Genomic DNA, 25,946 nt, shown 5'->3' with positions numbered 1-25,946 from the left:
ACAGCGCTCCTTAACGGTCTTTCGGATCGAGGGCATCACGCAGGCCATCGCCGATAAAGTTGAAACAGAACAAAGTGATAACCAGGAAACCTGCCGGGAACAGCAGCAACCACGGCGACACTTCCATTGAGTTCGCGCCATCGCTTAACAGTGCGCCCCAGCTGCTCAGCGGCTCCTGGGTACCCAAGCCGAGGAAGCTCAGGAAGGATTCGAACAGGATCATGCTTGGCACCAGCAGTGAGGCATACACCACTACCACGCCCAGCACGTTTGGCACAATGTGGCGCACAACGATATTAGCGGTAGAAACCCCGCCTACCTGCGCTGCTTCGATAAACTCTTTACGTTTCAGGCTTAAGGTCTGGCCACGGACAATACGCGCCATATCGAGCCAGGAAACCATACCGATAGCGACAAAGATGAGCAGAATGTTTTGCCCAAAGAACGTCACCAGCAGGATCACGAAGAACATAAACGGGAAGGAGTTGAGGATCTCCAGCAAACGCATCATCACTGAGTCCGTTTTACCGCCGAGGTAGCCGGAAAGTGAACCGTACAGCGTCCCCAGGATAACAGCCACCAGCGCGGCGGCAATACCGACCATCAGCGAGATACGTCCGCCGATTGCCACACGTACCAGCAGGTCACGCCCGGAAGAGTCAGTACCAAAATAGTGACCGGACTCCATATCCGGCTGGCTCGACATCATTCCCCAGTCGGTATCGAAATAACTAAACTGCGACAACATCGGTGCCAGCGTCACAAACAGAGCTATCAGCAGTAAAACGACCAGGCTTGCCACCGCAGCACGGTTATGCATAAAACGACGGCGTGCGTCCTGCCACAGGCTTCGTCCTTCGACTTCAAGTTTCTCACTGAAGTTTTCCAGCGCCTCGCTGTTTTTCTTACTTAACATCATGGCGAACTCCAGTATTAATAACGAATCTTCGGATCGATAACGGCATACAGCACATCAACAATCGCGTTAAACATGATAGTCAGCGTGCCGACCAGAATAGTGAGACTCAACACCAGCGAATAATCGCGGTTCAGCGCGCCGTTAACAAACAGCTGGCCGATACCCGGCAGACCATAAATGGTTTCGATAACCATTGAGCCGGTAATGATGCCGACAAACGCAGGCCCCATGTAGGAGAGTACCGGCAAAAGCGCAGGTTTGAGCGCATGGCGGAAAATGATTCGGCGCATCGGCAACCCTTTCGCACGCGCTGTGCGGATAAAGTTGGAGTGCAGAATTTCAATCATCGAACCACGGGTGATACGTGCAATGCTGGCGATATAGGCCAGAGACAACGCAACCATCGGCAGGATCATGAATTTCAACGCCCCGCCGTTCCAGCCGCCCGCGGGCAGCCACTTCAGTATGATGGCAAAGATCATCACCAATAGCGGCGCGACAACAAAGCTTGGAATAACAACCCCGGTCATTGCCAGCCCCATCACCGTATAGTCCCATTTGGTGTTTTGGTTAAGCGCGGCGACAACACCGGCCGTAACACCAAAGACAATCGCAAGAATAAACGCCGCCGCACCTAATTTTGCGGAAACCGGGAAGCTTGCCGCTACCAGGTCATTCACCGTGTAGTCTTTGTATTTGAATGACGGCCCAAAATCAAAATGCGCCAGCTGTTTCAGATAACTGAAATATTGCGTGGTGATCGGGTCGTTTAAATGATATTTCGCTTCAATATTCGCCATGACCTCTGGCGCCAGCGCACGTTCACCGGTAAATGGACTTCCCGGCGCGAGACGCATCATAAAGAACGAGATGGTAATAAGAATGAAAAGTGTTGGGATCGCTTCAAGACAGCGACGTAGGATAAATTTCAACATTGCCCGTACCTTCTGGCTGTGCCTTTTACACATTCTCTTTCAGGCGATTAAGCCTGCGACCGATGTGTGTTCTGGTGCGATAAAATAAGACACTGTGGGGCAGGTCGCCCTGCCCCACTCATTGCCATTAATGCTTGATAATATACAAGTTTTTAACGTAGATATTATCCATCGGGTCTTTACCAGTGTAGCCACCGACCCAGGTTTTCACCAGACGGGCGTTCACGTAGTAGTAAACCGGAACGATCGCCGAGTCTTTATCCAGTTGCTCTTCAGCTTTAGAATAAAGCTCAGTGCGCTGTGCTTCGTCAGTGACTTTCAGCGTGTCGCCGATCAGCTTGTCAAACGCCGGGCTCTTATAGTGCGCGGTGTTGTTGGAACTGTCGGAGAGCATGGTGTTCAGGAAGGATGTCGGCTCGTTGTAATCCGCACACCAGCCCGCACGCGCAACATCAAAGGTGCCCTGATGACGCGTGTCCAGGAAGGTTTTCCACTCCTGGTTTTCCAGCTTAACGTCTACGCCGAGGTTTTTCTTCCAGATGGAAGCCACAGCGATCGCCAGTTTTTTATGCAGATCGGAGGTGTTATACAGCAGGCTGAACGACAGCGGTTTATCTGCGGTGTAGCCAGCTTCGGCCAGCAGTTTTTTCGCTTCAGCGTTGCGCTGTTCCTGGGTCATTTTGAACCAGGCCGGCGGAGTCAGTTTTGCACCATCGGTGTACGGCGGTGTATAGCTGTATGCTGGCAGGTCACCTTGGTTTTTCACTTTGTTGACGATGATGTCGCGATCCAGCGCCAGTTTCAGCGCGGTACGAACGCGAACGTCAGTGAACGGAGCTTTCTGGTTGTTGATTTCGTAGTAGTAAGTACACAGGTACGGGTCAACGTGTACTTCTTTAGGAATCTCTTTTTTCAGCTTCTGGAACAGTTCGATCGGCATGTTGTTATAAGTCATGTCGATTTCGCCGCTGCGGTAGCGGTTAACGTCTGTCACTTCAGAAGAGATTGGCAGGTAAGTTACCTGGTTAATAACGGTTTTCGCGTTATCCCAGTAATTGGTGTTGCGCTCAAGAACGATACGTTCGTTGACCACCCAATCTTTCAGTTTATAAGCACCGTTGGTCACGATGTTAGCTGGCTGTGTCCATTTTTCGCCGAATTTTTCAATGGTGGCTTTAGGCACAGCGGAAACAGATGGGTGAACCAGCAGTTTATAGAAATAAGGAACCGGCTCGCTCAGGGTAACTTCAAAGGTGTAATCATCAATCGCTTTTACGCCAAGATCGCTGGTCGGCTTTTTGCCAGCGATAACATCGTCGATATTGGCGATGTGGCCGTACTGCAGATAGCTCGCATACGGAGAGGCGGTTTTCGGATCTGCCAGACGCTGCCAGCTATAAACAAAATCATGCGCCGTTACAGGCGTACCGTCGGACCATTTCGCATTTTTGCGCAGATGGAAAGTCCAGACTTTAAAATCTTTATTATCCCACGACTCAGCAACACCCGCTGTTGGGTGACCCTGAACGTCGGAAATCAACAGCCCTTCAAACAGGTCGCGGTTGATGTTGGATTCAGGAACCCCTTCGATTTTATGCGGGTCGAGAGATTGCACTTCAGAACCGTTGTTACGAACCAGCGTTTGCTTTTCCGCCAGTTGAACGCCTGCCGGTACATCGGCAGCCATTGCCGCGTTACCGGTAATCAGTGCAGTCAAAATTCCCGCAGCTACCAGACTTTTCTTTGTGATGATGGACATTGTGTTGTTACTCCACTCATTATAATTACTGACGTTTACGCCAGCGTGTTTCATCCCCTGTTGGGGGCCTGTATAGCGCAGGAGCTTTTTGGCGCTATCAGACATCTTTTTGTTACTGCTGCTATCACCGACTTTTTTATTACGGACTGCTCAAACGGCAATCTTGCGTCGATTCTGTTACGCGTCTCCCCTGTCGAGGCGCGTTGTATTCACTATGTGAACCGTTTTATAGGCAAACGATTCTCATCTGAGCCGTTTATTCTGCAAATTATAAGGTCGAGAAACATAATGGGCGGAAAATAACAAATGCCCTCTCCTGCCGCCAATACATTTTGCAAATTTGTTAACCATTTCTCTTTTGCGACACAGCATCAATCAACAGGCGATAGCTTTTCAGCCTCCCTGTTACTTTTTTATCTATTAGTATCAATGAGATAAACGAACATCACCACCGTGTGATGTTTTTAGAATGATGCTGTTCTTTTTTGCACAAAAAAGCAACAATTGACTACTTTTTAGCACATTCATCTACGAGAAGATGGAAAGTACTAATATCATTTCAATTATGTCACGGCAAGCCCAATAGTATTATGTGACAGAAATAACAGGTGCGATTGCGCGAATTGCGCACAGCAGAGATTCGTTATACTTATAATCCGCTGATAGAAAACAGATTTTCTGATTAGTGTAATTTATTATACTTCCCCGCATTTTGCAGATTCGTCATATGTTTTACTGATTTTGAGCGTTCTTTTACAGCCATTTTTGCAATGTAAACAGTTATCGCTATATAGAAGAAGGTATAACGACAACCTTTTATTTCCTTATTAAAGGAAGAGGTGAATCAGTTCAGCAAACCAGGAAATAGCGATCTTGCCCCCGCGACGATAAACTCAATACCCAGTGCCATAAGTAACAACCCCATAATACGTGTAATGACGTTGATACCGGTTTGCCCAAGCAAACGCACCAGCCAGGGCGCGATACGAAATAGCCCCCAGGAACTGAGCGCAAACAGTGCGATCGCAACGGTGAAACCGATCAGATGCTCAACAGTGTGGTAGCGTGTTCCCCAAACAATGGTGGAACTGATCGCCCCCGGCCCCGCCATCAGAGGCAGAGCTAACGGTACCACGCCGATACTTTCGCGGATGGCCGTCTCTGATTTTTCTTGTTTATTCTGCTTATCTTCACCCAGTTTCCCGCTGATCATCGACATGGCGATAGTCACCACCAGAATGCCCCCGGCAATACGGAACGAATCGATCGAAATGCCAAACAGCTGCAATATGGCATCGCCAAGAAAAAGCGACGTCCAAAGAATAATGGCCACGGAAAGATTGGCGGTGAGATTCGTTTTATTCCGCGCGGCGGTCATCTGGTAGCTGGTCATGCTGATAAAGACCGGAATAATGCCGACCGGGTTGACCAATGCAAACAGGCCAATGAAGAATTTAAAATAGAGGGGAAGATCGAACACGATGTGCTCCACAGTAGGTTTCGTAACGTTGTCAGAGAAATAACCTATCAGCACGACAGGAAAATTCATGCAGAAGATACGCGTTTTCGCCGCGCAGTTCATCATGATTTCCGTGGAAATTCGCTGCAATACAGCATGTTATTAACCTGTGGGAATTGTGATAATCTTACAGCGCGCCTGGCCATATGCCATTAACATTTGCTACAAATGCCCAAAAATGGGCTGCTGAAAGGTGTCAGCTTCGCTGAAATTTGATGTAGATCACGCAATGGTTACTCAGAAGTGGGTAATCTTGATGGCACGAAAAGAGCTCAAAAGTGTCAGTAAGTGCGTTGTATCCTCGAGACTCTTTCAGTAAATCAGTGGTGGATGGTTTAGCGTTAACTCTTTGTTTTTATGAAACTTACGCAACCTGCAGCCGGTCTGTCTATACTTTCCAATTAGGCAGCTGGTTTACTAAAAGAGTTTAAACATTATCAGGAGAGCATTATGGCTGTTACTAATGTCGCTGAACTTAACGCACTCGTTGAACGCGTGAAGAAAGCCCAGCGTGAATATGCCAACTTTACTCAAGAGCAAGTAGATAAAATCTTCCGTGCTGCCGCTCTGGCTGCCGCAGATGCTCGTATCCCGCTGGCAAAACTGGCGGTTGCCGAATCTGGCATGGGTATCGTTGAAGACAAAGTGATTAAAAACCACTTCGCTTCCGAATATATTTATAACGCGTATAAAGATGAAAAAACCTGCGGCGTGCTGTCAGAAGATGACACCTTCGGCACGATTACCATCGCAGAACCAATCGGCATTATCTGCGGTATTGTCCCGACCACTAACCCAACCTCTACCGCTATCTTTAAATCGCTGATTAGCCTGAAGACCCGTAACGCAATCATTTTCTCCCCACACCCGCGCGCTAAAGATGCCACCAACAAAGCAGCAGATATCGTGCTGCAAGCAGCCATTGCCGCTGGTGCTCCGAAAGATCTGATCGGCTGGATTGACCAACCGTCTGTAGAACTGTCCAACGCACTGATGCATCACCCGGATATTAACCTGATCCTCGCCACTGGTGGGCCAGGCATGGTAAAAGCTGCATACAGCTCCGGTAAACCGGCGATCGGTGTAGGTGCGGGTAACACCCCGGTTGTGATTGATGAAACTGCCGATATCAAACGTGCAGTGGCGTCCGTATTAATGTCTAAAACTTTCGATAACGGCGTTATTTGTGCTTCTGAACAGTCCGTTGTCGTTGTTGATTCCGTCTATGAAGCGGTTCGTGAGCGTTTTGCCAGCCACGGTGGTTACCTGCTTCAGGGTAAAGAGTTGAAAGCGGTTCAGGACATTATCCTGAAAAATGGCGCGCTCAACGCGGCTATTGTTGGTCAACCGGCGTACAAAATCGCTGAACTGGCTGGCTTCACTGTTCCAACAACCACTAAGATCCTGATTGGTGAAGTGAAAGTTGTCGATGAGAGCGAGCCGTTCGCACACGAAAAACTGTCACCGACGCTCGCAATGTACCGCGCGAAAGATTTCGAAGACGCGGTCGAAAAAGCAGAGAAACTTGTCGCCATGGGCGGTATCGGTCACACCTCTTGCCTGTACACCGACCAGGATAACCAACCTGAACGCGTTGCTCACTTCGGTCAGATGATGAAAACCGCGCGTATCCTGATTAACACCCCGGCTTCTCAGGGTGGTATCGGTGACCTGTATAACTTTAAACTCGCGCCTTCCCTGACTCTGGGTTGTGGTTCCTGGGGTGGTAACTCCATCTCTGAAAACGTTGGTCCGAAGCACCTGATCAACAAGAAAACCGTTGCTAAGCGAGCTGAAAACATGTTGTGGCACAAACTTCCGAAATCTATCTACTTCCGCCGTGGCTCTCTGCCAATCGCGCTGGATGAAGTGATTACTGATGGTCACAAACGCGCGCTTATCGTGACTGACCGTTTCCTGTTCAATAACGGTTATGCAGACCAGATTACTTCTGTGCTGAAAGCGGCCGGTGTTGAAACCGAAGTGTTTTTTGAAGTTGAAGCAGACCCAACACTGACTATCGTGCGTAAAGGCGCTGAGCTGGCGAACTCCTTTAAACCAGACGTGATTATCGCCCTGGGTGGTGGTTCCCCGATGGATGCCGCGAAAATTATGTGGGTGATGTACGAACATCCGGAAACCCATTTCGAAGAGCTGGCGCTGCGCTTTATGGATATCCGTAAACGTATCTATAAGTTCCCGAAAATGGGCGTGAAAGCGAAAATGATCGCGATCACCACCACTTCCGGTACCGGTTCTGAAGTTACGCCGTTTGCGGTAGTAACCGACGATGCCACCGGTCAGAAATATCCACTGGCAGACTATGCTCTGACACCGGATATGGCGATTGTCGATGCCAACCTGGTGATGGATATGCCGAAATCACTGTGCGCCTTCGGTGGTCTGGATGCGGTAACTCACGCACTTGAAGCTTACGTTTCCGTACTGGCATCCGAATTCTCTGACGGCCAGGCGCTGCAAGCGCTGAAATTGCTGAAAGAGAACCTGCCAGCTTCTTACAACGAAGGTTCAAAAAACCCGGTTGCTCGTGAACGCGTTCACAGTGCTGCTACCATCGCCGGTATCGCCTTTGCCAACGCCTTCCTCGGCGTGTGCCACTCCATGGCGCATAAACTGGGTTCGCAGTTCCACATTCCGCACGGTTTGGCTAACGCCCTGCTTATCTGTAACGTTATCCGCTATAACGCGAACGATAACCCGACTAAACAGACCGCGTTCAGCCAGTATGATCGCCCGCAAGCACGCCGTCGTTATGCAGAAATCGCCGATCATTTAGGTCTGACTTCTGCCGGTGACCGTACTGCAGCGAAAATCGAAAAACTGCTGGCATGGCTGGAAAGCATCAAAGCTGAACTGGGTATCCCGAAATCTATCCGTGAAGCTGGCGTACAGGAAGCTGACTTCCTGGCAAACGTGGATAAGCTGTCTGAAGATGCGTTTGATGACCAGTGTACCGGTGCGAACCCGCGCTATCCGCTGATTTCCGAACTGAAACAGATCCTGCTGGATACTTTCTACGGTCGTGAGTACAAAGAAGGTGAAGTGGCGGTGGTTAAAGCTGAAGCTGCACCCGTTAAAGCAGACAAAAAAGCGAAGAAACCCGCTTAATTGTTAACGCTAATAAAAAACCCGCTTCGGCGGGTTTTTTATTGCTAAAGAGGGGAAGCGAAAAGCTAACCTCTGACACGTTGCTGAATTGCTGTTAAAGCCCCTTCTTGTTGGGCTTCTTTGTAGTGTTTACGGCACACGGATACATAGCGTTCATTGCCGCCAATTACCACCTGCTCGCCTTCGTTATAAGGGCGTCCCTCTTGATCAAGACGCAGCACCATACTGGCTTTACGCCCACAGAAACAGACAGTTTTAAGTTCAACCAGTTTATCTGACCAGGCCAGCAAATATTGGCTACCCACAAATAACTCACCGCGAAAATCCGTGCGCAAACCGTAACAAAGCACCGGAATATCCAACTGATCGACAACTTCGGATAGCGCATAAACCTGTTCACGGGTTAAAAACTGGCACTCATCAACCAGCACACAATGCACAGCCTGTTGCTGATGCTCAGCGTTGATTTCGTCAAACAGCGACGAGTTGTGATTAAACAAACGTGCCGGTGAAGATAAGCCGATACGAGAGCTAACCTTGCCTGATCCGAAGCGATCGTCAATTTCGGCGGTGTAAACCACCGTACGCATTCCTCTTTCCTGATAATTGTAAGAGGACTGTAGTAACGCCGTTGATTTCCCCGCATTCATTGCTGAATAGTAGAAATAAAGCTGTGCCATTGCGTGCAAAACCCCAATCAAAGTGTGATATTCCCGGCGAGGAGTGTACCATATTTTATCGGGTCACCCTGTCGTCGCTCCGCGATTGAAGTAAATCAACCCTCAATAGCAGACTCATAGATATTCCAAGAGTTAATCATCTGAGTTGTTACTGCCAAAGAAACAGCAATAAGAAATTCATGATCTTACAAATGTTTTTTAATCGGAACATTCTCACCTTAGCATACGGAAATTATTAATAATTTAAGCAAGAGCACATTCAACGCTGGAATACTCAAGGTCGATATTTATCCATAATGGCTATAAACGCGGATCGGATTAATCAGAAGTTCATGCATAAACACGCCGTCAGCAGCGCTGCCAGTACATCGGTATAAGTGGTTTTTTGCGCGTTTCTTCAAGAAAAATTTAAGTTAGCGATATTTATAAATCGACTTAATAAAGCGCCATTTTGAATTCCTTACATTCACAGCTATTGCACTGACGAAATTAACGCTCTATTATTAGCCCGACAAACCACCCCAATATAAGTTTGAGATTACTACAATGAGCGAAGCACTTAAAATTCTGAACAACATACGTACTCTTCGTGCGCAAGCAAGAGAATGCACTCTGGAAACGCTCGAAGAGATGCTGGAGAAATTAGAAGTTGTGGTTAATGAGCGCCGCGAGGAAGAAAGCGCTGCCGCAGCCGAAGTTGAAGAACGTACGCGTAAATTACAGCAATATCGTGAAATGCTGATCGCTGACGGTATTGATCCGAACGAATTGCTGAACAGCATGGTCACCGCTAAGACGGGTACTAAAGCAAAACGTGCAGCACGCCCGGCTAAATATAGCTATGTTGATGAAAATGGTGAGACCAAAACCTGGACGGGTCAGGGTCGTACTCCAGCAGTAATCAAAAAAGCAATGGACGAACAAGGTAAACAACTCGACGATTTCCTGATCGAAGAGTAATCAAGCCAGATTTCAAAAGGATCCCGCCAACTGGCGGGATTTTTTTTGACAAAGCACACATTCTCTTCACAAATATAGTGTATGGCATTTGGAATATACGTTTCTCAAATGCTTATTGCTCAAATCCTGGTCAGGTGATTTATTGTTTTGTGCGATATCTTCTGCGCTGCTTTGACGTAACCTTTTCATTCGGAACATTCACAAATAAAAAAAGCCGGAGATAAGCTGTGCAATGCACTATTATCTCCGGCCTTATTCAGACTAAAGAAAGCCTATTATGCTTTCCCTACTCCAACGGTTTCTTCGAGCCAGGCTTTAAATTCCTCGCCCAGCGAATTGTGGCGAATACCGTACTCTACGAATGCGCGCATATAGCCAAGTTTATTACCGCAGTCATGACTTTTGCCTTTCATATGATAGGCTTCTACGGTTTCTTTTTCGATTAGCATATCAATAGCATCGGTAAGCTGGATCTCATCACCCGCTCCCGGAGGTGTTTTCGCCAGCAGCGGCCAAATTTCTGCGCTCAGAACATAGCGACCCACAACGGCAAGATTTGATGGCGCGACGTTAGCTTTTGGTTTTTCAACCACGCCGACCATTGGAACGCTATCACCCGGATTCAGCGTTGCGCCTTTGCAATCCACCACGCCGTAAGCGGTAACATCATCCACAGGCTCAACCATGATCTGGCTGGCACCGGTTTCATCAAAACGTTTAATCATCTCAGCCAGGTTATCCTGGGAGAGATCGGATTCGAATTCATCCAAAATAACGTCGGGCAGAATAACCGCTACGGGTTCATTACCTACCACCGGATGCGCGCACAGTACAGCGTGCCCCAGGCCTTTCGCCAGCCCCTGACGAACCTGCATAATGGTCACGTGCGGCGGGCAAATAGACTGAACTTCTTCCAGCAATTGGCGTTTTACGCGTTTTTCCAACATTGCTTCGAGTTCGAAGCTAGTATCGAAGTGGTTTTCGATAGAGTTTTTAGATGAATGTGTTACCAGAACGATCTCAGTAATGCCGGCAGCGATACACTCATTTACGACATACTGAATTAATGGCTTATCAACCAGCGGTAACATTTCTTTAGGAATTGCCTTAGTCGCTGGTAACATCCTGGTTCCCAATCCCGCAACCGGGATTACTGCTTTAGTCACTTTCGAATTTATTGCAGCCATTGAAAATCTCCTGGACTGTCCATGCTTGAACATGTTCATGAATTAACTCGCGTCTGAGTATATCAGTACCAACCCATCGACCAGGTCTGAAAAGGACGCGCTTACCTCTAATTAGGACTAATACGCATAAACTGCGGCGATAGTACCACCCGTTTTTATGCGGTGGGTAAATCTATCTGCAAAGAATGATTTGATCGCTCATTCCGCGCTCAACATTAAACGCAGACGCCCGCCAGCGCCCCAAACCTGACATTGCCAGGAGTCGCAACGCTGGCTCAGCTGATTTAAATAGGTATTGCCAAGCGTACCGAGAGGTACCCCATTGCTGATTTGAATTTGATGATCACCGGTATTTAACGTTGCGTTAAGACCAGCGGATACGAGGATCAGGTTTTTCAATTCACTGTGGTAATAACCCACAAGCAGTGGAAACTGGCCGGGTAAATTAGCCTGGTGCAATAATTGGTTTACTTGCTTGAGCAGCGCCCCCATCTCGGGTAAACGCTGGCGCTGATGAGAGAGTTGTTCTTGCAGCAACCCATTAAATAATGCACGCAGCAGCAACGCTGCCAGTACACCGTTATTTTCTGCACGCGTCACATCCAGGCAATAAAACGCCAGATCCTGACCAGATATAGGCGCGATATCAAGCACCAGTCCGGGGCTTTCAACAGAAACCAGTTGGCGATAATTAACCCGACAGCCGGAAATAACTTGTTGCACCGGCGGCTGGAGTTCCTGCAACAAATTCGCCGCAGCCTGAGGATTATCGACCAGCGCGTCCCAGTCCTGGAACAAGCGCTCCTCTTCCTCAACGCGAGAATTAAACATATTGGGATAGAGACAAGCGAAGAGTGTTTCTTTTAAACGATTAAGATCTTTAACGGGTTTAAGAACGACATCCTGAACGCCAAGCCGCAATGCTTTAGCGATATCCGCCATATTTTCTGTCGCCGATATCACAAGCACTGGCGTTTGCATTCCACGGTTGCGTAACGTCTCAATGAGAACAAGGCCATTCATGCGCGGCATAGCGAGATCGCAAATCATAAGATCGGGTTTATTCACTGCCAACAACTCAAGCGCGACAACCCCATCTTCCGCCAGCAGCGTTATCGCACCTAAAGATTGTAACCACGAATCCAGCAGAGAGCGGAAAACGGGCTCGTCTTCAACGATCAGTATCTGTTTTCCGGTCAACGGCTGCGTCATCTCATCTCCCCTGCCTGACGATAGATCAATAGTGGCATGCTTCGCCGATAATCGCCTGTCAGAATTTGCTGAAGTCTATTAAAAATTCTACTTACGAAAGGGTCCGTACTAAAGGAAGCAACTCATCCATTTTCTTTTCGGTCGCCAGTTGCCCCGCTGCAATAGCCGCGTCTGCCCGATGAAAATCGAGCGTCGAAATTTGCGGGCAGAGAGGTTGCAACAGAATATCTGGCGGATCGCCAGCCATACGATTACGTTTCAGCCGATTTTCAAGAACCTGAATCGAGGTGCTCATGATTTCCATCGCCGTGGGCGCGATCGGCCGTTTTGGCGTTATCCGCCCCAACCGTTCACGCAGGCGTTGATGCCAGCGCTGCGCGGCAGCGGTGTCGCTGTCCTTATCATTATTAGAAAGACTCACCGACAGCAGATCTTGCTGCATCAGGTGTGCATCATGCTGCAAATCTACAGCAATCACCACATCCGCGCCTAACGCGCGGGTAAGGGAAACTGGAACGGGATTAACCACTGCGCCATCCACCAGCCAGTAACCGTTATGCGGAACCGGTGACATTAAGCCGGGCATACTACAGGAAGCACGAACAGCATGATGCAAATCACCTTCAGTGAACCAGAGCTCGCGCCCGGTGCTAAGGTTGGTTGCCACTGCGCCGAAGCGTTTCTGGCAATGGCTAAAATCTGCAAATGGTAGCAACTGGCGATACTGATTGAACACGCGCTCACCGCGCAATAAACCCCCACGCTGCCAGGAGAGATCCATCAGCCGCAACACATCCCAGTAACGAAAAGAACGTACCCATTTTTCCAGCGCCGACAAACGTCCACACGCGTAAGCGGCACCGACCAGTGAACCAATGGAACAACCCGCCACAATATCAATTTCGATACCTGCGCGCTGTAATGCGTTAATCACGCCGATATGCGACCAGCCTCTGGCCGCGCCGGAACCGAGCGCCAGACCAATTTTTACCTTTCTCATAACGCTTATTTTACTTCCCCCGGCTTACTGTAGCCACAGCGCTACGGCTCAGTTAACATATCGCTACCCTGGCGCGAACGCGCCGTTATTCTTATTCCTGGAATGCTATTTTGTCACAGTCTTGCCCTTGCGGTAGCGCTCTGGAGTATAGCCTATGTTGCCAGCCTTATCTGTCTGGTACGCAGGTTGCGCCAGATCCGTCACGCCTGATGCGATCGCGCTATACGGCTTTTGTGTTACATCAGTCAGAGTACCTGGTAAAAACCTGGCACCCGTCTTGTGGCGCTGAGGCGTTCCGCCAGCAAATTGAAGCAGGCTTCGCGGATACCACATGGCGCGGTCTGACGGTATTTGAGCATGCTTATGGCGAAAATGATAATGAAGGCTTCGTCAGCTTTGTGGCGCGTTTTAATGAGCACGGCAAAGACGGCGCAATTATCGAACGTTCCCGATTCTTAAAGGAGAACGGCCAGTGGTACTATATCGACGGCACACGGCCGCAATTTAGCCGTAACGATCCCTGCCCTTGCGGGTCAGGTAAAAAATTCAAAAAGTGCTGCGGGCAATAGGCCTGCCAACACTCTATAGCAAACACTATCAACAGGATTTACCCGGCAATGCATTCAACACAACGTAAAATTTTGCGCACCATTTGCCCTGACCAGAAAGGCCTCATCGCGCGAATCACCAATATTTGTTACAAGCACGAACTGAACATTGTGCAGAATAATGAATTTGTCGATCATCGCACCGGTCGTTTCTTTATGCGTACCGAGCTCGAAGGCATTTTTAACGACGCCACATTGCTTGCAGATCTCGATAGTGCGCTTCCGGAAGGTTCTGTACGCGAGCTGAATCCAGCCGGTCGCCGCCGCGTCGTCATTCTGGTCACCAAAGAGGCGCACTGCCTTGGCGATCTGCTGATGAAAGCAAATTACGGCGGACTGGATGTCGACATTGCCGCCGTGATTGGCAACCATGAAACGCTGCGTTCGCTGGTTGAGCGTTTTGATATTCCGTTTGAACTGGTTAGCCATGAAGGCCTGACGCGTGAAGCTCATGACCAGCAGATGGCGCAGGCCATTGAAGCGCACCAGCCAGATTACGTAGTACTGGCGAAATATATGCGCGTATTAACGCCAGAGTTTGTGTCTCGCTTCCCGAATAAAATCATTAATATTCACCACTCATTCCTTCCCGCTTTCATTGGCGCCCGCCCCTATCATCAGGCTTACGAGCGCGGCGTGAAGATCATCGGTGCCACTGCGCACTACGTAAATGACAATCTTGATGAAGGCCCCATCATTATGCAGGACGTGATTCACGTGGATCACACCTATACCGCCGAGGATATGATGCGCGCGGGTCGGGATGTCGAGAAGAACGTGTTGAGCCGCGCGCTGTATCAGGTTTTAGCGCAACGCGTGTTCGTTTACGGTAATCGCACGATTATTCTTTAACCATTAATTTAATGCGTTGTTCGGCTTTGCATCGTTACGGGCAAAAAGCAGACAACTGATTCATTTTTCTCGCTTCAACGCTTTACAGCGGCGCGTCATTTGATATGATGCGCCGCGCTTCCCGAGATGGAAGCAGGCCAGTAAGAAACAGCTTTACCCGTGGTGGGCATAAGGTAGCTGACTGCAAATCTGCCGTCATCGACTTCGAAGGTTCGACTCGAGTGCCAGCGAGAGAACGTTGCCAGAGGCAACGGCCCGAAGGGTGAGGAGCGTTAGCTCCGAATAATCCTTCCCTTTCGCAACATCACAATAATGTAGTAACCCCGTGGTGGGGTTCCCGAGCGGCCAAAGGGAGCAGACTGTAAATCTGCCGTCATCGACTTCGAAGGTTCGAATCCTTCCCCCACCACCATTATTCATCACAGCGATGTGATAACACCGTTAAGTACTTTTGATGCATGCACTTATCGGGAAGGGTGAGAACCTTCGATTAAGGTTCGACTCGAGCGAAGGCGAGAGAACGTTGCCAGAGGCAACGGCCCGAAGGGTGAGGAACGAAGTGACGAATAATCCTTCCCCCACCACCATCTACATACTGCATCGACAATTTGATTTTCCCCTGGTGGGGTTCCCGAGCGGCCAAAGGGAGCAGACTGTAAATCTGCCGTCATCGACTTCGAAGGTTCGAATCCTTCCCCCACCACCATCTTTTCAAGTAAAACCCAATCCCCACACTTCTCAGTTCCTGCATATATTACCGATCCGGGAAGGGTGAGAACCTTCGATTAAGGTTCGAGTCGAGCGCATGCGAGAGAACGTTGCCGCAGGCAACGGCCCGAAGGGTGAGGAACGAAGTGACGAATAATCCTTCCCCCACCACCATCTCTTCAAGTAAAACCCAATCCCCACATCTCTCAGTTCCTGCATATATTCCCGATCCGGGAAGGGCGAGAACCTTCGATTAAGGTTCGACTCGAGCAAGGCGAGCAAACGTTGCCGCCATAGGGAAAACCCTGCACTCCATGCGTCTGGCAGCCGAACCTTATAGCGGTGGTAACCGTCTTTTTACGGGGCTGCTCTTCACTATCGACGTATTGCACTGCGCATATTCAGCAATTCCATCCAGCAACGTATCCAGTTGCTCAATCGATCGCACTACCAGCCGCATAACAAAACAGTCTTCCCCCGTTACTTTGTCACACTCAATGCATTCCGGCAGTGCCTGGAGCATTTTGTCCACCTTCTGCAACATGCCAGGCATCGGGCGGACGCGCACCAGCGCCTGCAAGCGGTAATCCAGCGCGGTCAGGTTTACGCGCGCGCCATAGCCTTCAATCACGCCGCGTTCTTCCAGCCGTTTAACACGTTCGGCCGTACTGGGCGACGTCAGCCCCACTCTCGCGCTTAACACCTTCAATGACTGGCGCGCATCCTCTGCGAGGCAGGTCAAAATCGCGCGATCGATATCGTCAATAAGGTAATCCATCATCTTCACCTAATTTATAAAGGAATTAATCATCATGCACCTTATAACATCTATATAAAGCTGACCGCCGTTTTTTCACAATATGCCAACAACGTTCAGGAGATGAGAAATGAAAAATATCCCTAATGGTACCTGGCAGATGAGCCTGGCGATGCTGATTTCCGGGTCGATTGGTGCATTTGTACTGCTTAGCGGTCTGCCGGTGATTGATGTTGTTTTCTGGCGCTGCCTGATAGGCGCAGGCGCGCTATTTCTGTTTATCCGCTTTGGCAGACAACCTTTCACTCGCCTTGCGTTCCCGGTTTTACTGCTGGCGGTAGCGGGCGGCATCGCGCTGGTGATTAACTGGTTGTTACTGTTCGCAGCGTACAGCCGCATTTCAATGGGACTGGCCACGGTGGTCTACAACACCCAGCCTTTTATGTTAGTGCTAATGAGCATGTTGCTTGGCGAGCGCGTTACGCTTACGAAGTGGGGATGGCTGCTGGTGGCGTTTTCCGGCGTTGTGCTTCTGCTGCTCAGTGAATTGCACCACCCGAACACGCAATGGCTTATCGGCATTGCCATGGCGCTGGGCGCTGCTTTTTTCTATGCTGTCACCGCGTTAATCACCCGCCACCTTAAGCAACTTCCGCCGCAGCACATTGCCCTGATTCAGGTATTAACCGGCACGCTGATGTTGCTGCCGCTGGTGCATCTGCCAATGTCAGGCGAGACATTGCCGTGGGGTATTTTGCTGACGCTGGGTATTGTGCATACCGGTGTGATGTATCAGCTGTTGTATAGCGCGATACAAAAACTCCCCACACCGCTGATTGGCTCGCTGTCATTTATTTATCCGCTGGTGGCGATTGTGGTGGATAACGCGCTGTTTGGGCATACATTAAGCGCGCTGCAAATGGCAGGTGGCGTATTAATTCTGCTGGCTGCCGCAGGCAACAATCTTGGCTGGGGCGAGCGAAAAACCACGTCAGCGATAGTGCCAACGCGACAGTAAAAAAACCCCGCAGTGCGGGGTTTTTGCTGATTAGCGACGGGCGCGAACAATCTGGTATTTGCGTGTCAGGTACTCCACCGGCGCGCTCCAGATGTGCACCAGGCGGGAGAACGGGAACAACACAAACAGCGTCATGCCCAATACCAGATGCACACGGTAAATAAAGGCCACGCCCTCAAGATGCGCGGAAGCGCCAACATGGAACGTCACAACCGACTGCGCCCAGCCAACCAGCTTCATCATCTCGCTGCCATCCATATGCTGCGCAGAGAACGGAATGGTCAGCAGCCCCAGCGCACACTGCACCATCAGCAGCGACATAATCAGGATATCCGCCGCGGTTGAGGTCGCGCGAATACGCGGGTTGAACAAACGGCGTTTCAGCAGCAGCAAACCGCCAACCAGACACAGCACACCGCTGGCACCGCCGCCAATCATCGCCATCTTCTGTTTCACTTCAATCGGCAGGAAGGATTCATACATCCAGTGCGGCGTTAACATGCCGAGGAAGTGACCGGCAAAGATCCCTAAGATACCGATATGGAACAGGTTCGAAGCCAGCGTCATCCCTTTACGATCCAGCATTTGACTGGAGCCCGCCCGCCAGCTGTACTGCCCATAGTCGTAGCGCAGCCAACTGCCGACCAGAAAAACCGCCCCGGCAATATACGGATAGATGTCAAAGAAGAACATATTAAGGAAGTGCATTAGCGCTCTCCTCCTGTTGTGATATTCAGATATTGCGGCGCAACGGCACCCGCAAAACGACGCTGGTGCGCAGTGATGTCGGAATCACCGCAGCCCTGTTCGGCGAAGAATTTGACCTGCTCTTCTTCCCACACGGCATCCAGCGCCTGCGGCGTATCATCGCGGGCTTCACCGGCAATTTTTTCCGCGACCTGCGCGTTATCCACTTGGGTGTTCGCCAGCGATAACAGCGCATCAAACAGCGTTGCATAGTGGCTTTCGCGCTGCGCTAAACGCGCTTTTAACAGTGCGAGGATCGGCGCGATATCCTGCAAACCGCCGATAGCCTCAGCAAAGGGCAGTTGCGCCAGATACTCCAGATAGAGCGGCAGATGATCCGGCAACTCACGGCTATCCAGTTGCAAGCCGTGGCGCTCATATTGCGCCAGCAGATCGACCATCGCCTGCCCGCGATCGCGGGATTCACCGTGGACGTGTTCGAACAGCAGCAGCGAGGTTGCGCGGCCACGATCGAACAATTCGCTGTAGTTCGCTTGCGCGTCCAGCAGCTCCTGAGAAGTAAGATCACGCAGGAAAACGCCAACGTGCTGGGCGTCAGCTTTTGCCAGGTTTTCTCCCGACGCCAGCGCATCGAAAACTTCCTGCTGGTGCTGCCATAAGGCAGCATCCGGGTACTCGAGCAAACGAGAAATAACCACCAGTTCAATCATGGGTGCGGCTCCGTTTTCACTGTCACATCCACCGCGTCAATGCGACGGCTGTTGAACAAGTTGAATTTGGTGTCCGAACCGTGGCAACCATCGCCGAAGCTAAAGCCACAACCGTTTTTCTCCGGGAAGGCTTCACGCGCCAGCTCGCGGTGGCTCGACGGCACCACGAAACGATCTTCGTAGTTAGCAATCGCAAGGTAACGGTACATCTCCTGCGCCTGGGCAGTTGACAGGCCGACTTCTTCCAGCGCGCGGGTATCTTCAACACCATCAACGGTTTCCGCACGTTTGAAGTGGCGCATTGCCAACATACGTTTCAGCGCCAGCAGAACCGGACCGGTATCGCCTGCGGTCAGCAGGTTCGCCAGGTATTGCACCGGAATACGCAGGCTTTCCACATCCGGCAGAATACCGTTGCTGCCCAGCTCACCTGCATCAGCGGCAGACTGAATCGGTGACAGAGGCGGTACGTACCAAACCATTGGTAATGTGCGGTATTCCGGATGCAGCGGCAGCGCCAGCTTCCAGTCCATCGCCATTTTGTAGACCGGCGATTTCTGCGCCGCATCAATCACGCTTTGCGGTACGCCATCTTCCAGCGCCTGGGCGATCACCGCCGGGTCATTTGGATCAAGGAACACATCCAGTTGACGCTGGTAGAGATCTTTTTCGTTCTCGGTGCTGGCTGCATTTTCAATCGCATCTGCGTCATACAGCAGAACACCGAGATAACGAATACGGCCTACACACGTTTCCGAGCACACCGTCGGCATTCCTGCTTCGATACGCGGGTAACAGAAAATGCACTTCTCAGACTTACCGCTCTTCCAGTTGAAGTAGATTTTTTTGTACGGGCAGCCGGTCACGCACATACGCCAGCCGCGGCATTTATCCTGATCAATCAGCACAATGCCGTCTTCTTCACGTTTGTAGATAGCACCGCTCGGGCAGGTCGCGACACAAGCCGGGTTCAGGCAGTGTTCGCACAGGCGCGGCAGATACATCATGAAGGTGTTTTCAAACTGGCCGTACATCGCCTTCTGCATGTTCTCGAAGTTCTGATCGCGGCTCAGCTTGTCGAACTCACCGCCTAAATCATCTTCCCAGTTCGGGCCAGCCGTGATTTTGTCCATCCGCTGGCCAGTGATCAGCGAGCGTGGGCGGGCAATCGGCTGATGTTTGCTTTCCGGTGCGTTATGCAGGTTCTGGTAGTCAAAATCAAACGGCTCGTAGTAATCATCAATTTCCGGCATGTGCGGGTTAGAGAAAATTTTACCCAGCAGCATCGGACGGTTACCCATCCGCGGTTGCAGTTTGCCGTTGATTTTGCGGATCCAACCGCCCTTCCATTTTTCCTGGTTTTCCCAGTCGGTCGGGAAGCCGGTGCCCGGTTTGGTTTCCACGTTGTTGAACCACGCGTACTCCATACCTTCACGGCTGGTCCAGACGTTTTTGCAGGTTACTGAACAGGTATGACAGCCGATGCACTTATCGAGATTCAGCACCATGCCGACTTGTGAACGAATTTTCATTTTGCGCTCTCCTGTACCTGGTCATTGCCTTCGCCATCCAACCAGTTAATGTTCTTCATCTTACGCACCACCACGAACTCATCGCGGTTTGAACCCACCGTGCCGTAGTAGTTAAAGCCATAAGCCAGCTGGGCGTAGCCGCCGATCATATGGGTTGGTTTCGGGGTAATACGGGTAACGGAGTTGTGGATCCCGCCGCGCTGCCCGGTAATTTCTGAACCTGGCAGGTTCACAATACGTTCCTGCGCGTGGTACATCATGGTCATACCGGCTGGCACACGTTGGCTGACAACCGCACGAGCCGTCAACGCGCCGTTGGCGTTAAAGACTTCAATCCAGTCGTTATCTTCAATGCCGATCTCTTTGGCGTCTTTATCGCTCATCCACACCACCGGACCACCGCGCCCCAGCGTCAGCATCAATAAGTTGTCGCTGTACGTTGAGTGGATGCCCCATTTCTGGTGCGGCGTCAGGAAGTTCAACGCTTTTTCCGGGTTGCCGTTGGATTTCGCGCCCATCACTGCTTTTACCGAATGGGTGTCAATCGGCGGACGGTAAACCAGCAGGCTTTCACCGAAGTCACGCATCCACTGATGATCCTGATACAACTGCTGGCGACCGGAGAGCGTGCGCCACGGAATCAGCTCATGCACGTTGGTGTAACCTGCGTTGTAGGAAACGTGCTCATCTTCCAGGCCTGACCAGGTCGGGCTGGAGATAATTTTGCGCGGCTGAGCCTGAATATCGCGGAAGCGGATTTTCTCTTCCTCTTTATTCGTTGCCAGATGCGTATGGTCGCGGCCGGTGAATTCACTTAGCGCTGCCCAGGCTTTAACCGCCACATGGCCGTTGGTTTCCGGTGCCAGCGTGAGGATCATTTCCGCCGCGTCAATGGCGGTATTGAGCATCGGTTGCCCTTTCGCCGGGCCATCCGCTTTGGTGTAGTTCAGCTTACGCAGCAGATCCATTTCGCTCTGGGTATTCCAGGCGATGCCTTTACCACCGTTGCCGATTTTTTCCATCAGCGGGCCGATAGAGGTAAAGCGTTCGTAGGTTGCCGGGTAGTCGCGTTCCACCGGAATAATGTGCGGCGCGGTTTTGCCTGGGATCAGGTCACACTCGCCTTTCTTCCAGTCTTTCACACCCAGCGGCTGCGCAAGTTCAGCGGCGGAGTCATGCTGAATCGGCAGCGTCACGACATCGGTCTCTTTGCCTAAATGCCCAACGCACAGCGCGGAGAAGGATTTGGCGATGCCTTTATAAATTTCCCAGTCGCTTTTGGATTCCCACGCCGGGTCGACGGCAGCAGAAAGCGGATGAATAAACGGATGCATATCCGAGGTATTCATGTCGTCTTTTTCGTACCAGGTCGCGGTTGGCAGCACGATATCCGAGTAGAGACAGGTGCTGGACAGACGGAAATCAAGAGTAACCACCAGATCCAGTTTGCCGTCGAGGCCGTTGTCATGCCACTCCACTTCTTCCGGTTTCACACCGCCCTGTTTGCCCAGATCTTTACCCTGAATACCGTGTTCGGTGCCCAGCAGGTACTTGAGCATAAACTCGTGGCCCTTACCGGAAGAACCCAGCAGGTTGGATCGCCAGATAAACAGGTTACGCGGGTGGTTTTTGCCGTTTTCCGGCTGTTCCGCCGCGAAACGCAGTGAACCGTCTTTCAGCGATTTAACAGTGTAATCGACCGCGCTCATGCCCGCTTTTTCCGCTTCAGCGGCGATACGCAGCGGGTTGGTGCCCAGTTGCGGCGCGGACGGCAGCCAGCCCATACGCTCAGCGCGCACGTTAAAGTCGATCAGATGGCCGGTATAGCGGGATTTATCCGCTAACGGCGACAGGAATTCCTGTGCGGTTACCGTCTCGTAACGCCACTGGCTGGAGTGGTTATAGAAGTAGGAGGTGCTGTTCATGTGACGCGCCGGACGCTGCCAGTCGAGGGCAAATGCCAGCGGCTGCCAGCCCGTTTGCGGACGCAGTTTTTCCTGGCCAACGTAGTGTGCCCAACCGCCGCCGCTCTGTCCCACGCAACCGCAGAAGACCAGCATATTGATGATCCCACGGTAGTTCATATCGAGGTGATACCAGTGATTCATCCCGGCGCCGATGATAACCATCGAACGGCCATGCGTTTTATCGGCGTTATCGGCGAATTCGCGGGCGATGCGGATAATTTGCGACTGCGAAACCCCGGTGACTTTCTCCGCCCAAGCTGGTGTGTAGGCTTTGATTTCGTCGTAACGGGTTGCGCAGTTTTCATCACCCAGACCGCGATCCAGGCCGTAGTTTGCCATCGTGAGGTCGTAAACCGTGGTGACCAGCGCAGTGCTGCCATCAGCCAGTTGCAGGCGTTTAACCGGCAGTTTGTGCATCAAGATGTTATCGAGTTTTACACCCGCGAAATGTTCAGTATTGTCACCACCAAAGTACGGGAAGCCGACCTGCGCGATATCATCGTGTTTGCCCAACAGGCTCAGATCCAGCTCAACGTCAGCGCCGTTACTGCCATCACGCTGCTCAAGGTTCCACTTGCCTTTTTCACCCCAACGGAAACCGATAGAGCCGTTCGGCGCGGTCAGGTTGCCTTCGCTATCCAGGGCAACAGTTTTCCACTCCGGATTATTTTCCTGACCCAGCGCATCCACCAGATCGGCGGCGCGTAGCATGCGGCCTGCCGCATAGTAACCGTCACGCTCTTCGAGCATCACCAGCATCGGCATGTCGGTATAACGACGAACATAATCGGTGAAGTACTGGCTCGGTTTGTCGAGGTGGAATTCGCGCAGCATAACGTGGCCCATCGCCATCGCCATTGCCGCATCGGTACCCTGCTTCGGTGCCAGCCACAAATCACACAGCTTAGCGATTTCGGCGTAGTCCGGCGTTACCGCAACCGTTTTGGTGCCTTTGTAGCGCACTTCGGTAAAGAAATGGGCGTCCGGCGTACGGGTCTGCGGAACGTTAGAGCCCCAGGCGATAATGTAGCTTGAGTTGTACCAGTCGGCAGATTCCGGCACGTCGGTCTGCTCGCCCCAGGTTTGCGGAGAGGCTGGCGGTAAGTCGCAGTACCAGTCGTAAAAACTCAGGCAGGTGCCGCCCAGTAACGAGAGATAACGCGCGCCGGAAGCGTAAGAAACCATCGACATTGCCGGGATCGGCGAGAAGCCTGCGACACGGTCCGGGCCGTAAGTTTTCACGGTATAAACGTTAGATGCCGCAATCAGCTCGTTCACTTCCTGCCAGGAGGAACGTACGAAACCACCGCGGCCACGCGCCTGTTTAAAGCTTTTCGCTTTATCCGCATCTTCAATGATGGAAGCCCAGGCATTAACCGGATCGCTGTGCTGAGCTTTCGCTTCACGCCACAGTTTGATCAGGCGTTTACGCATCAGGGGGTATTTCAGGCGGTTAGCACTATAGAGGTACCAGGAGTAGCTGGCACCACGCGGGCAGCCGCGCGGTTCATGATTCGGCATATCCGGACGGGTGCGTGGATAGTCAGTCTGCTGGGTTTCCCAGGTAACCAGACCGTTCTTCACGAAGATCTGCCAGCTGCACGAGCCCGTGCAGTTTACGCCATGGGTAGAACGCACGATTTTGTCGTGCTGCCAGCGGTTACGGTATCCATCCTCCCAGTCCCGGTTGGTGTTTAAGAGCTGGCCGTGCCCATCGGCAAAGGTTTCGCCTTTCTGTTTGAAGTAGCGAAACCGGTCCAGGAATTTACTCATCGGGGGTTCTCCTGTTGGAGCCTGTCAGGCTCTCTTGGTAAATCGACATTGCTGCAATTGCGGCGACGTTAACCCTCACAAAGACAAAGAGAATTGATGATGATCAAGCTGCTACAGCTTCGTTTCGGGGCTCATTCGACGGAGTACCCATAAAGAGTTAGGGATTTCTATTTTTTAATCCATTGATAAATAATGGTTTTATATAAACTCGCAGCGGTACAAGCAGATAATTCCGCGTTCCGGGGTATTAAGGGGTAGATGAACCTGCAAAGTGATGTCTATCACAGAGGTTTCCGCAGCACGGCGCTGAAAGATTCATTAGTATGTTGTAACTAATTACAGCATAAAAAAAGCGCGGCTTTCACCGCGCAAGGATAATCAACATTTACTGAGTGTTATTGTTTTTTACGCCCGTATATCGCCCAGGTGATGACCACGCAGGCGATATAGAACACGAGGAACACTTTCATTGCGCCTGCCGGCGAGCCGGTTAACGCCAGTGAAGTGCCGAATGCTTTCGGAATAAAGAAACCGCCAATCGCGCCAATGGCCGAGATAAAGCCCAGCGCCGCAGCTGTTTCGGTGGCAGCTTCGCGCATGGCTTCACCTTCAGAACCGCCTCGTTGTTGAACGCGTTCCATGGTCTTTTTGCGGAAAATCACCGAAATCATCTGGAATGTCGAACCACTGCCCAGCCCGGCCGTCAGGAACAGCACCAGGAAGACGCAGAAGAACGCGGTGAAATTGCCACCGGTGCCGCCCGATGGCAGGGTCAGGAACAGTAAAGCGCTGAAAATGGCCATCACCACGAAGTTCACCAGCGTTACGCGAGTCCCTCCCAGACGGTCAGAAATCGCACCGCCAGCGGAACGCGCCAGCGCGCCCACCAACGGGCCGAAGAAGGCAAAATGCAGAATCTGCACTTCCGGGAACTGGGTTTTCGACAGCATCGCAAAACCGGCAGAAAAGCCGATAAACGAACCGAACGTTGCCAGATAAAGGAAGCTCATGATCCACAGGTGCGAACGTTTGAGCACCGGGAGTTGTGCGCTGAGCGAGGCTTTAGAGGTTGCCAGTTCATTCATACCGAACCAGGCAGCCAGGGTAAACACCGCCAGTAACGGCACCCATATCCACGCGGCATTTTCGAGGTACAGTAACGAACCGTCTGGCTGCGCGGCACCGGTACCGCCAAAGGCGGCAAAAATGGAAAAAGAGACCGCCAGCGGTGCGATCAATTGCATCACACTCACGCCGAGGTTGCCAAATCCACCGTTGATGCCGAGCGCGCCACCCTGCTTCTGTTTTGGAAAGAAGAAACTGATGTTCGCCATACTTGAGGCAAAGTTCGCACCGGCGAAACCGCACAGCAGCGAGATAATGATAAACGTGCTAAACGGCGTACTCAGATCCTGCACAGCAAAACCCAACCACACACACGGAATAATTAAGATCCCGGTGCTGAAAGCTGTCCAGCGACGACCGCCAAACACCGGCACCATAAAAGAGTACGGTACGCGTAACAATGCGCCGGAAACGGATGGTAGCGCTGTCAGCATAAAGAGCTGGTCGGTGGTAAACTGAAAACCCACTTTCGGGAGATTGACGGCGACTGCGCTAAAAAGCATCCAGACGCAGAAAGCCAGAAGAAGACAAGGCACGGAGATCCACAAGTTACGGCTCGCAATCTTCGCGCCCTGCTGTTGCCAGAATGCCGGATCTTCAGGACGCCAGTCGGTAATAACCCGCGCTGACGAACTTTTTCCCGGGATGGATGAGTGCTGCATATACACCTCTGCTGAACGGTTTGATGCCTGCCACCTTAGTTTTTATAGCGGTAGTTAAGTTGATATAAATCAAAGGAAAAGCAGCCCACTTAGCGAGCGAAAAATCACCATGCTCATTTATGAGTAGCATTTACTGGCAAAAAAGGTGTGGTTTTTCACGGTTCTGACCTTCTCTACTCAGATTGTTCCCACTCATGTCGGCTCGCTGGCAATAAAGGAGTAATCC

The 25,946-nt window shown here is 51.2% G+C and carries 19 protein-coding genes, 2 tRNA genes and 3 other RNA genes; 10 read left to right on the top strand and 14 right to left on the bottom strand.

Annotated elements, in window-relative coordinates; genetic code table 11:
• Positions 1-10 precede the first annotated feature (10 nt).
• The 4 genes from oppC to E0L21_RS10945 all read right to left on the bottom strand — a co-directional run bounded on the left by oppC (position 11) and on the right by E0L21_RS10945 (position 5,096).
• Positions 11-919 (bottom strand): oligopeptide ABC transporter permease OppC, encoded by a 909-nt coding sequence (gene oppC / locus E0L21_RS10960; RefSeq protein WP_131409380.1) that lies wholly within the window; start codon positions 917-919, stop codon positions 11-13.
• Positions 920-933: 14 nt separating this feature from the next.
• Entirely contained in the window at positions 934-1,854 is a 921-nt protein-coding gene (gene oppB / locus E0L21_RS10955) for an oligopeptide ABC transporter permease OppB (protein WP_131409378.1), read from the bottom strand.
• A 127-nt stretch (positions 1,855-1,981) separates the two neighbouring features.
• A complete protein-coding gene (oppA, locus tag E0L21_RS10950; RefSeq protein ID WP_131409375.1) occupies positions 1,982-3,613 on the bottom strand; it encodes an oligopeptide ABC transporter substrate-binding protein OppA in 1,632 nt (543 codons plus the stop codon).
• Between the two features lie 844 nt (positions 3,614-4,457).
• Complete coding sequence (locus E0L21_RS10945; protein ID WP_370447798.1) at positions 4,458-5,096, bottom strand: YchE family NAAT transporter; 639 nt, start codon at positions 5,094-5,096, stop codon at positions 4,458-4,460.
• Between the two features lie 486 nt (positions 5,097-5,582).
• On the opposite strand from E0L21_RS10945, the gene adhE reads away from it, so the two are divergent.
• Entirely contained in the window at positions 5,583-8,261 is a 2,679-nt protein-coding gene (gene adhE / locus E0L21_RS10940) for a bifunctional acetaldehyde-CoA/alcohol dehydrogenase (protein ID WP_131409372.1), read from the top strand.
• Between the two features lie 65 nt (positions 8,262-8,326).
• Here the strand turns inward: adhE and tdk are convergent, their stop codons facing one another.
• Positions 8,327-8,941, bottom strand: coding sequence for a thymidine kinase (gene tdk / locus E0L21_RS10935; protein WP_131409369.1), 615 nt, complete (start codon positions 8,939-8,941; stop codon positions 8,327-8,329).
• Positions 8,942-9,487: 546 nt separating this feature from the next.
• On the opposite strand from tdk, the gene hns reads away from it, so the two are divergent.
• Positions 9,488-9,901 carry a histone-like nucleoid-structuring protein H-NS gene (hns, locus tag E0L21_RS10930; RefSeq protein WP_017457162.1) on the top strand — a complete coding sequence of 138 codons (414 nt, stop codon included), beginning with the start codon at positions 9,488-9,490 and terminating at the stop codon, positions 9,899-9,901.
• A gap of 275 nt (positions 9,902-10,176) precedes the next feature.
• Here the strand turns inward: hns and galU are convergent, their stop codons facing one another.
• From galU to rssA, 3 genes are all read right to left on the bottom strand, one after another.
• Positions 10,177-11,088, bottom strand: a complete 912-nt coding sequence (galU, locus tag E0L21_RS10925) for a UTP--glucose-1-phosphate uridylyltransferase GalU (RefSeq protein WP_131409366.1) — start codon at positions 11,086-11,088, stop codon at positions 10,177-10,179.
• Between the two features lie 198 nt (positions 11,089-11,286).
• On the bottom strand, positions 11,287-12,300 hold the full coding sequence (gene rssB / locus E0L21_RS10920; protein ID WP_131409364.1) for a two-component system response regulator RssB: 1,014 nt from the start codon (positions 12,298-12,300) through the stop codon (positions 11,287-11,289).
• Between the two features lie 91 nt (positions 12,301-12,391).
• Positions 12,392-13,300: a patatin-like phospholipase RssA gene (rssA, locus tag E0L21_RS10915; protein WP_131409361.1), complete on the bottom strand. Its 909-nt coding sequence runs from the start codon at positions 13,298-13,300 to the stop codon at positions 12,392-12,394.
• 110 nt (positions 13,301-13,410) lie between these two features.
• Between rssA and E0L21_RS10910 the strand changes: the two genes are divergently transcribed.
• The 7 genes from E0L21_RS10910 to E0L21_RS10880 all read left to right on the top strand — a co-directional run bounded on the left by E0L21_RS10910 (position 13,411) and on the right by E0L21_RS10880 (position 15,642).
• Entirely contained in the window at positions 13,411-13,869 is a 459-nt protein-coding gene (locus E0L21_RS10910; RefSeq protein WP_131409358.1) for a YchJ family protein, read from the top strand.
• A 48-nt stretch (positions 13,870-13,917) separates the two neighbouring features.
• Entirely contained in the window at positions 13,918-14,760 is an 843-nt protein-coding gene (gene purU / locus E0L21_RS10905) for a formyltetrahydrofolate deformylase (protein WP_016495830.1), read from the top strand.
• Positions 14,761-14,919: 159 nt separating this feature from the next.
• Positions 14,920-15,061: non-coding RNA, RtT sRNA (locus tag E0L21_RS10900), on the top strand.
• 26 nt (positions 15,062-15,087) lie between these two features.
• Positions 15,088-15,172: transfer RNA gene (locus E0L21_RS10895), tRNA-Tyr, on the top strand.
• Between the two features lie 43 nt (positions 15,173-15,215).
• Positions 15,216-15,347, top strand: a non-coding RNA gene (locus tag E0L21_RS10890) — RtT sRNA.
• Positions 15,348-15,381: 34 nt separating this feature from the next.
• Positions 15,382-15,466, top strand: a tRNA-Tyr gene (locus E0L21_RS10885).
• A gap of 44 nt (positions 15,467-15,510) precedes the next feature.
• Positions 15,511-15,642, top strand: a non-coding RNA gene (locus E0L21_RS10880) — RtT sRNA.
• Positions 15,643-15,802: 160 nt separating this feature from the next.
• Here the strand turns inward: E0L21_RS10880 and E0L21_RS10875 are convergent.
• On the bottom strand, positions 15,803-16,246 hold the full coding sequence (locus tag E0L21_RS10875) for an Lrp/AsnC family transcriptional regulator (protein ID WP_131409447.1): 444 nt from the start codon (positions 16,244-16,246) through the stop codon (positions 15,803-15,805).
• Positions 16,247-16,355: 109 nt separating this feature from the next.
• On the opposite strand from E0L21_RS10875, the gene E0L21_RS10870 reads away from it, so the two are divergent.
• Complete coding sequence (locus E0L21_RS10870; RefSeq protein WP_131409355.1) at positions 16,356-17,243, top strand: DMT family transporter; 888 nt, start codon at positions 16,356-16,358, stop codon at positions 17,241-17,243.
• Positions 17,244-17,273: 30 nt separating this feature from the next.
• Here E0L21_RS10870 and narI read toward each other — a convergent pair whose 3' ends face one another.
• From narI to E0L21_RS10845, 5 genes are all read right to left on the bottom strand, one after another.
• Positions 17,274-17,951: a respiratory nitrate reductase subunit gamma gene (gene narI, locus E0L21_RS10865; protein ID WP_131409352.1), complete on the bottom strand. Its 678-nt coding sequence runs from the start codon at positions 17,949-17,951 to the stop codon at positions 17,274-17,276.
• Entirely contained in the window at positions 17,951-18,661 is a 711-nt protein-coding gene (gene narJ, locus E0L21_RS10860; protein WP_131409349.1) for a nitrate reductase molybdenum cofactor assembly chaperone, read from the bottom strand. Before narJ ends, narI begins: the two co-directional genes overlap by 1 nt.
• A complete protein-coding gene (narH, locus tag E0L21_RS10855; RefSeq protein ID WP_131409347.1) occupies positions 18,658-20,193 on the bottom strand; it encodes a nitrate reductase subunit beta in 1,536 nt (511 codons plus the stop codon). The genes narJ and narH overlap by 4 nt, the downstream gene beginning before the upstream one ends.
• Positions 20,190-23,933, bottom strand: coding sequence for a nitrate reductase subunit alpha (locus tag E0L21_RS10850; protein ID WP_131409345.1), 3,744 nt, complete (start codon positions 23,931-23,933; stop codon positions 20,190-20,192). The genes narH and E0L21_RS10850 overlap by 4 nt, the downstream gene beginning before the upstream one ends.
• A 395-nt stretch (positions 23,934-24,328) precedes the next feature.
• On the bottom strand, positions 24,329-25,720 hold the full coding sequence (locus tag E0L21_RS10845; RefSeq protein WP_131409343.1) for a NarK family nitrate/nitrite MFS transporter: 1,392 nt from the start codon (positions 25,718-25,720) through the stop codon (positions 24,329-24,331).
• Positions 25,721-25,946: the final 226 nt, after the last annotated feature.

This window comes from Kosakonia quasisacchari (assembly GCF_004331415.1).
Taxonomy (GTDB): domain Bacteria; phylum Pseudomonadota; class Gammaproteobacteria; order Enterobacterales; family Enterobacteriaceae; genus Kosakonia; species Kosakonia quasisacchari.
This window is presented reverse-complemented; position numbering and strand designations above follow the sequence as displayed.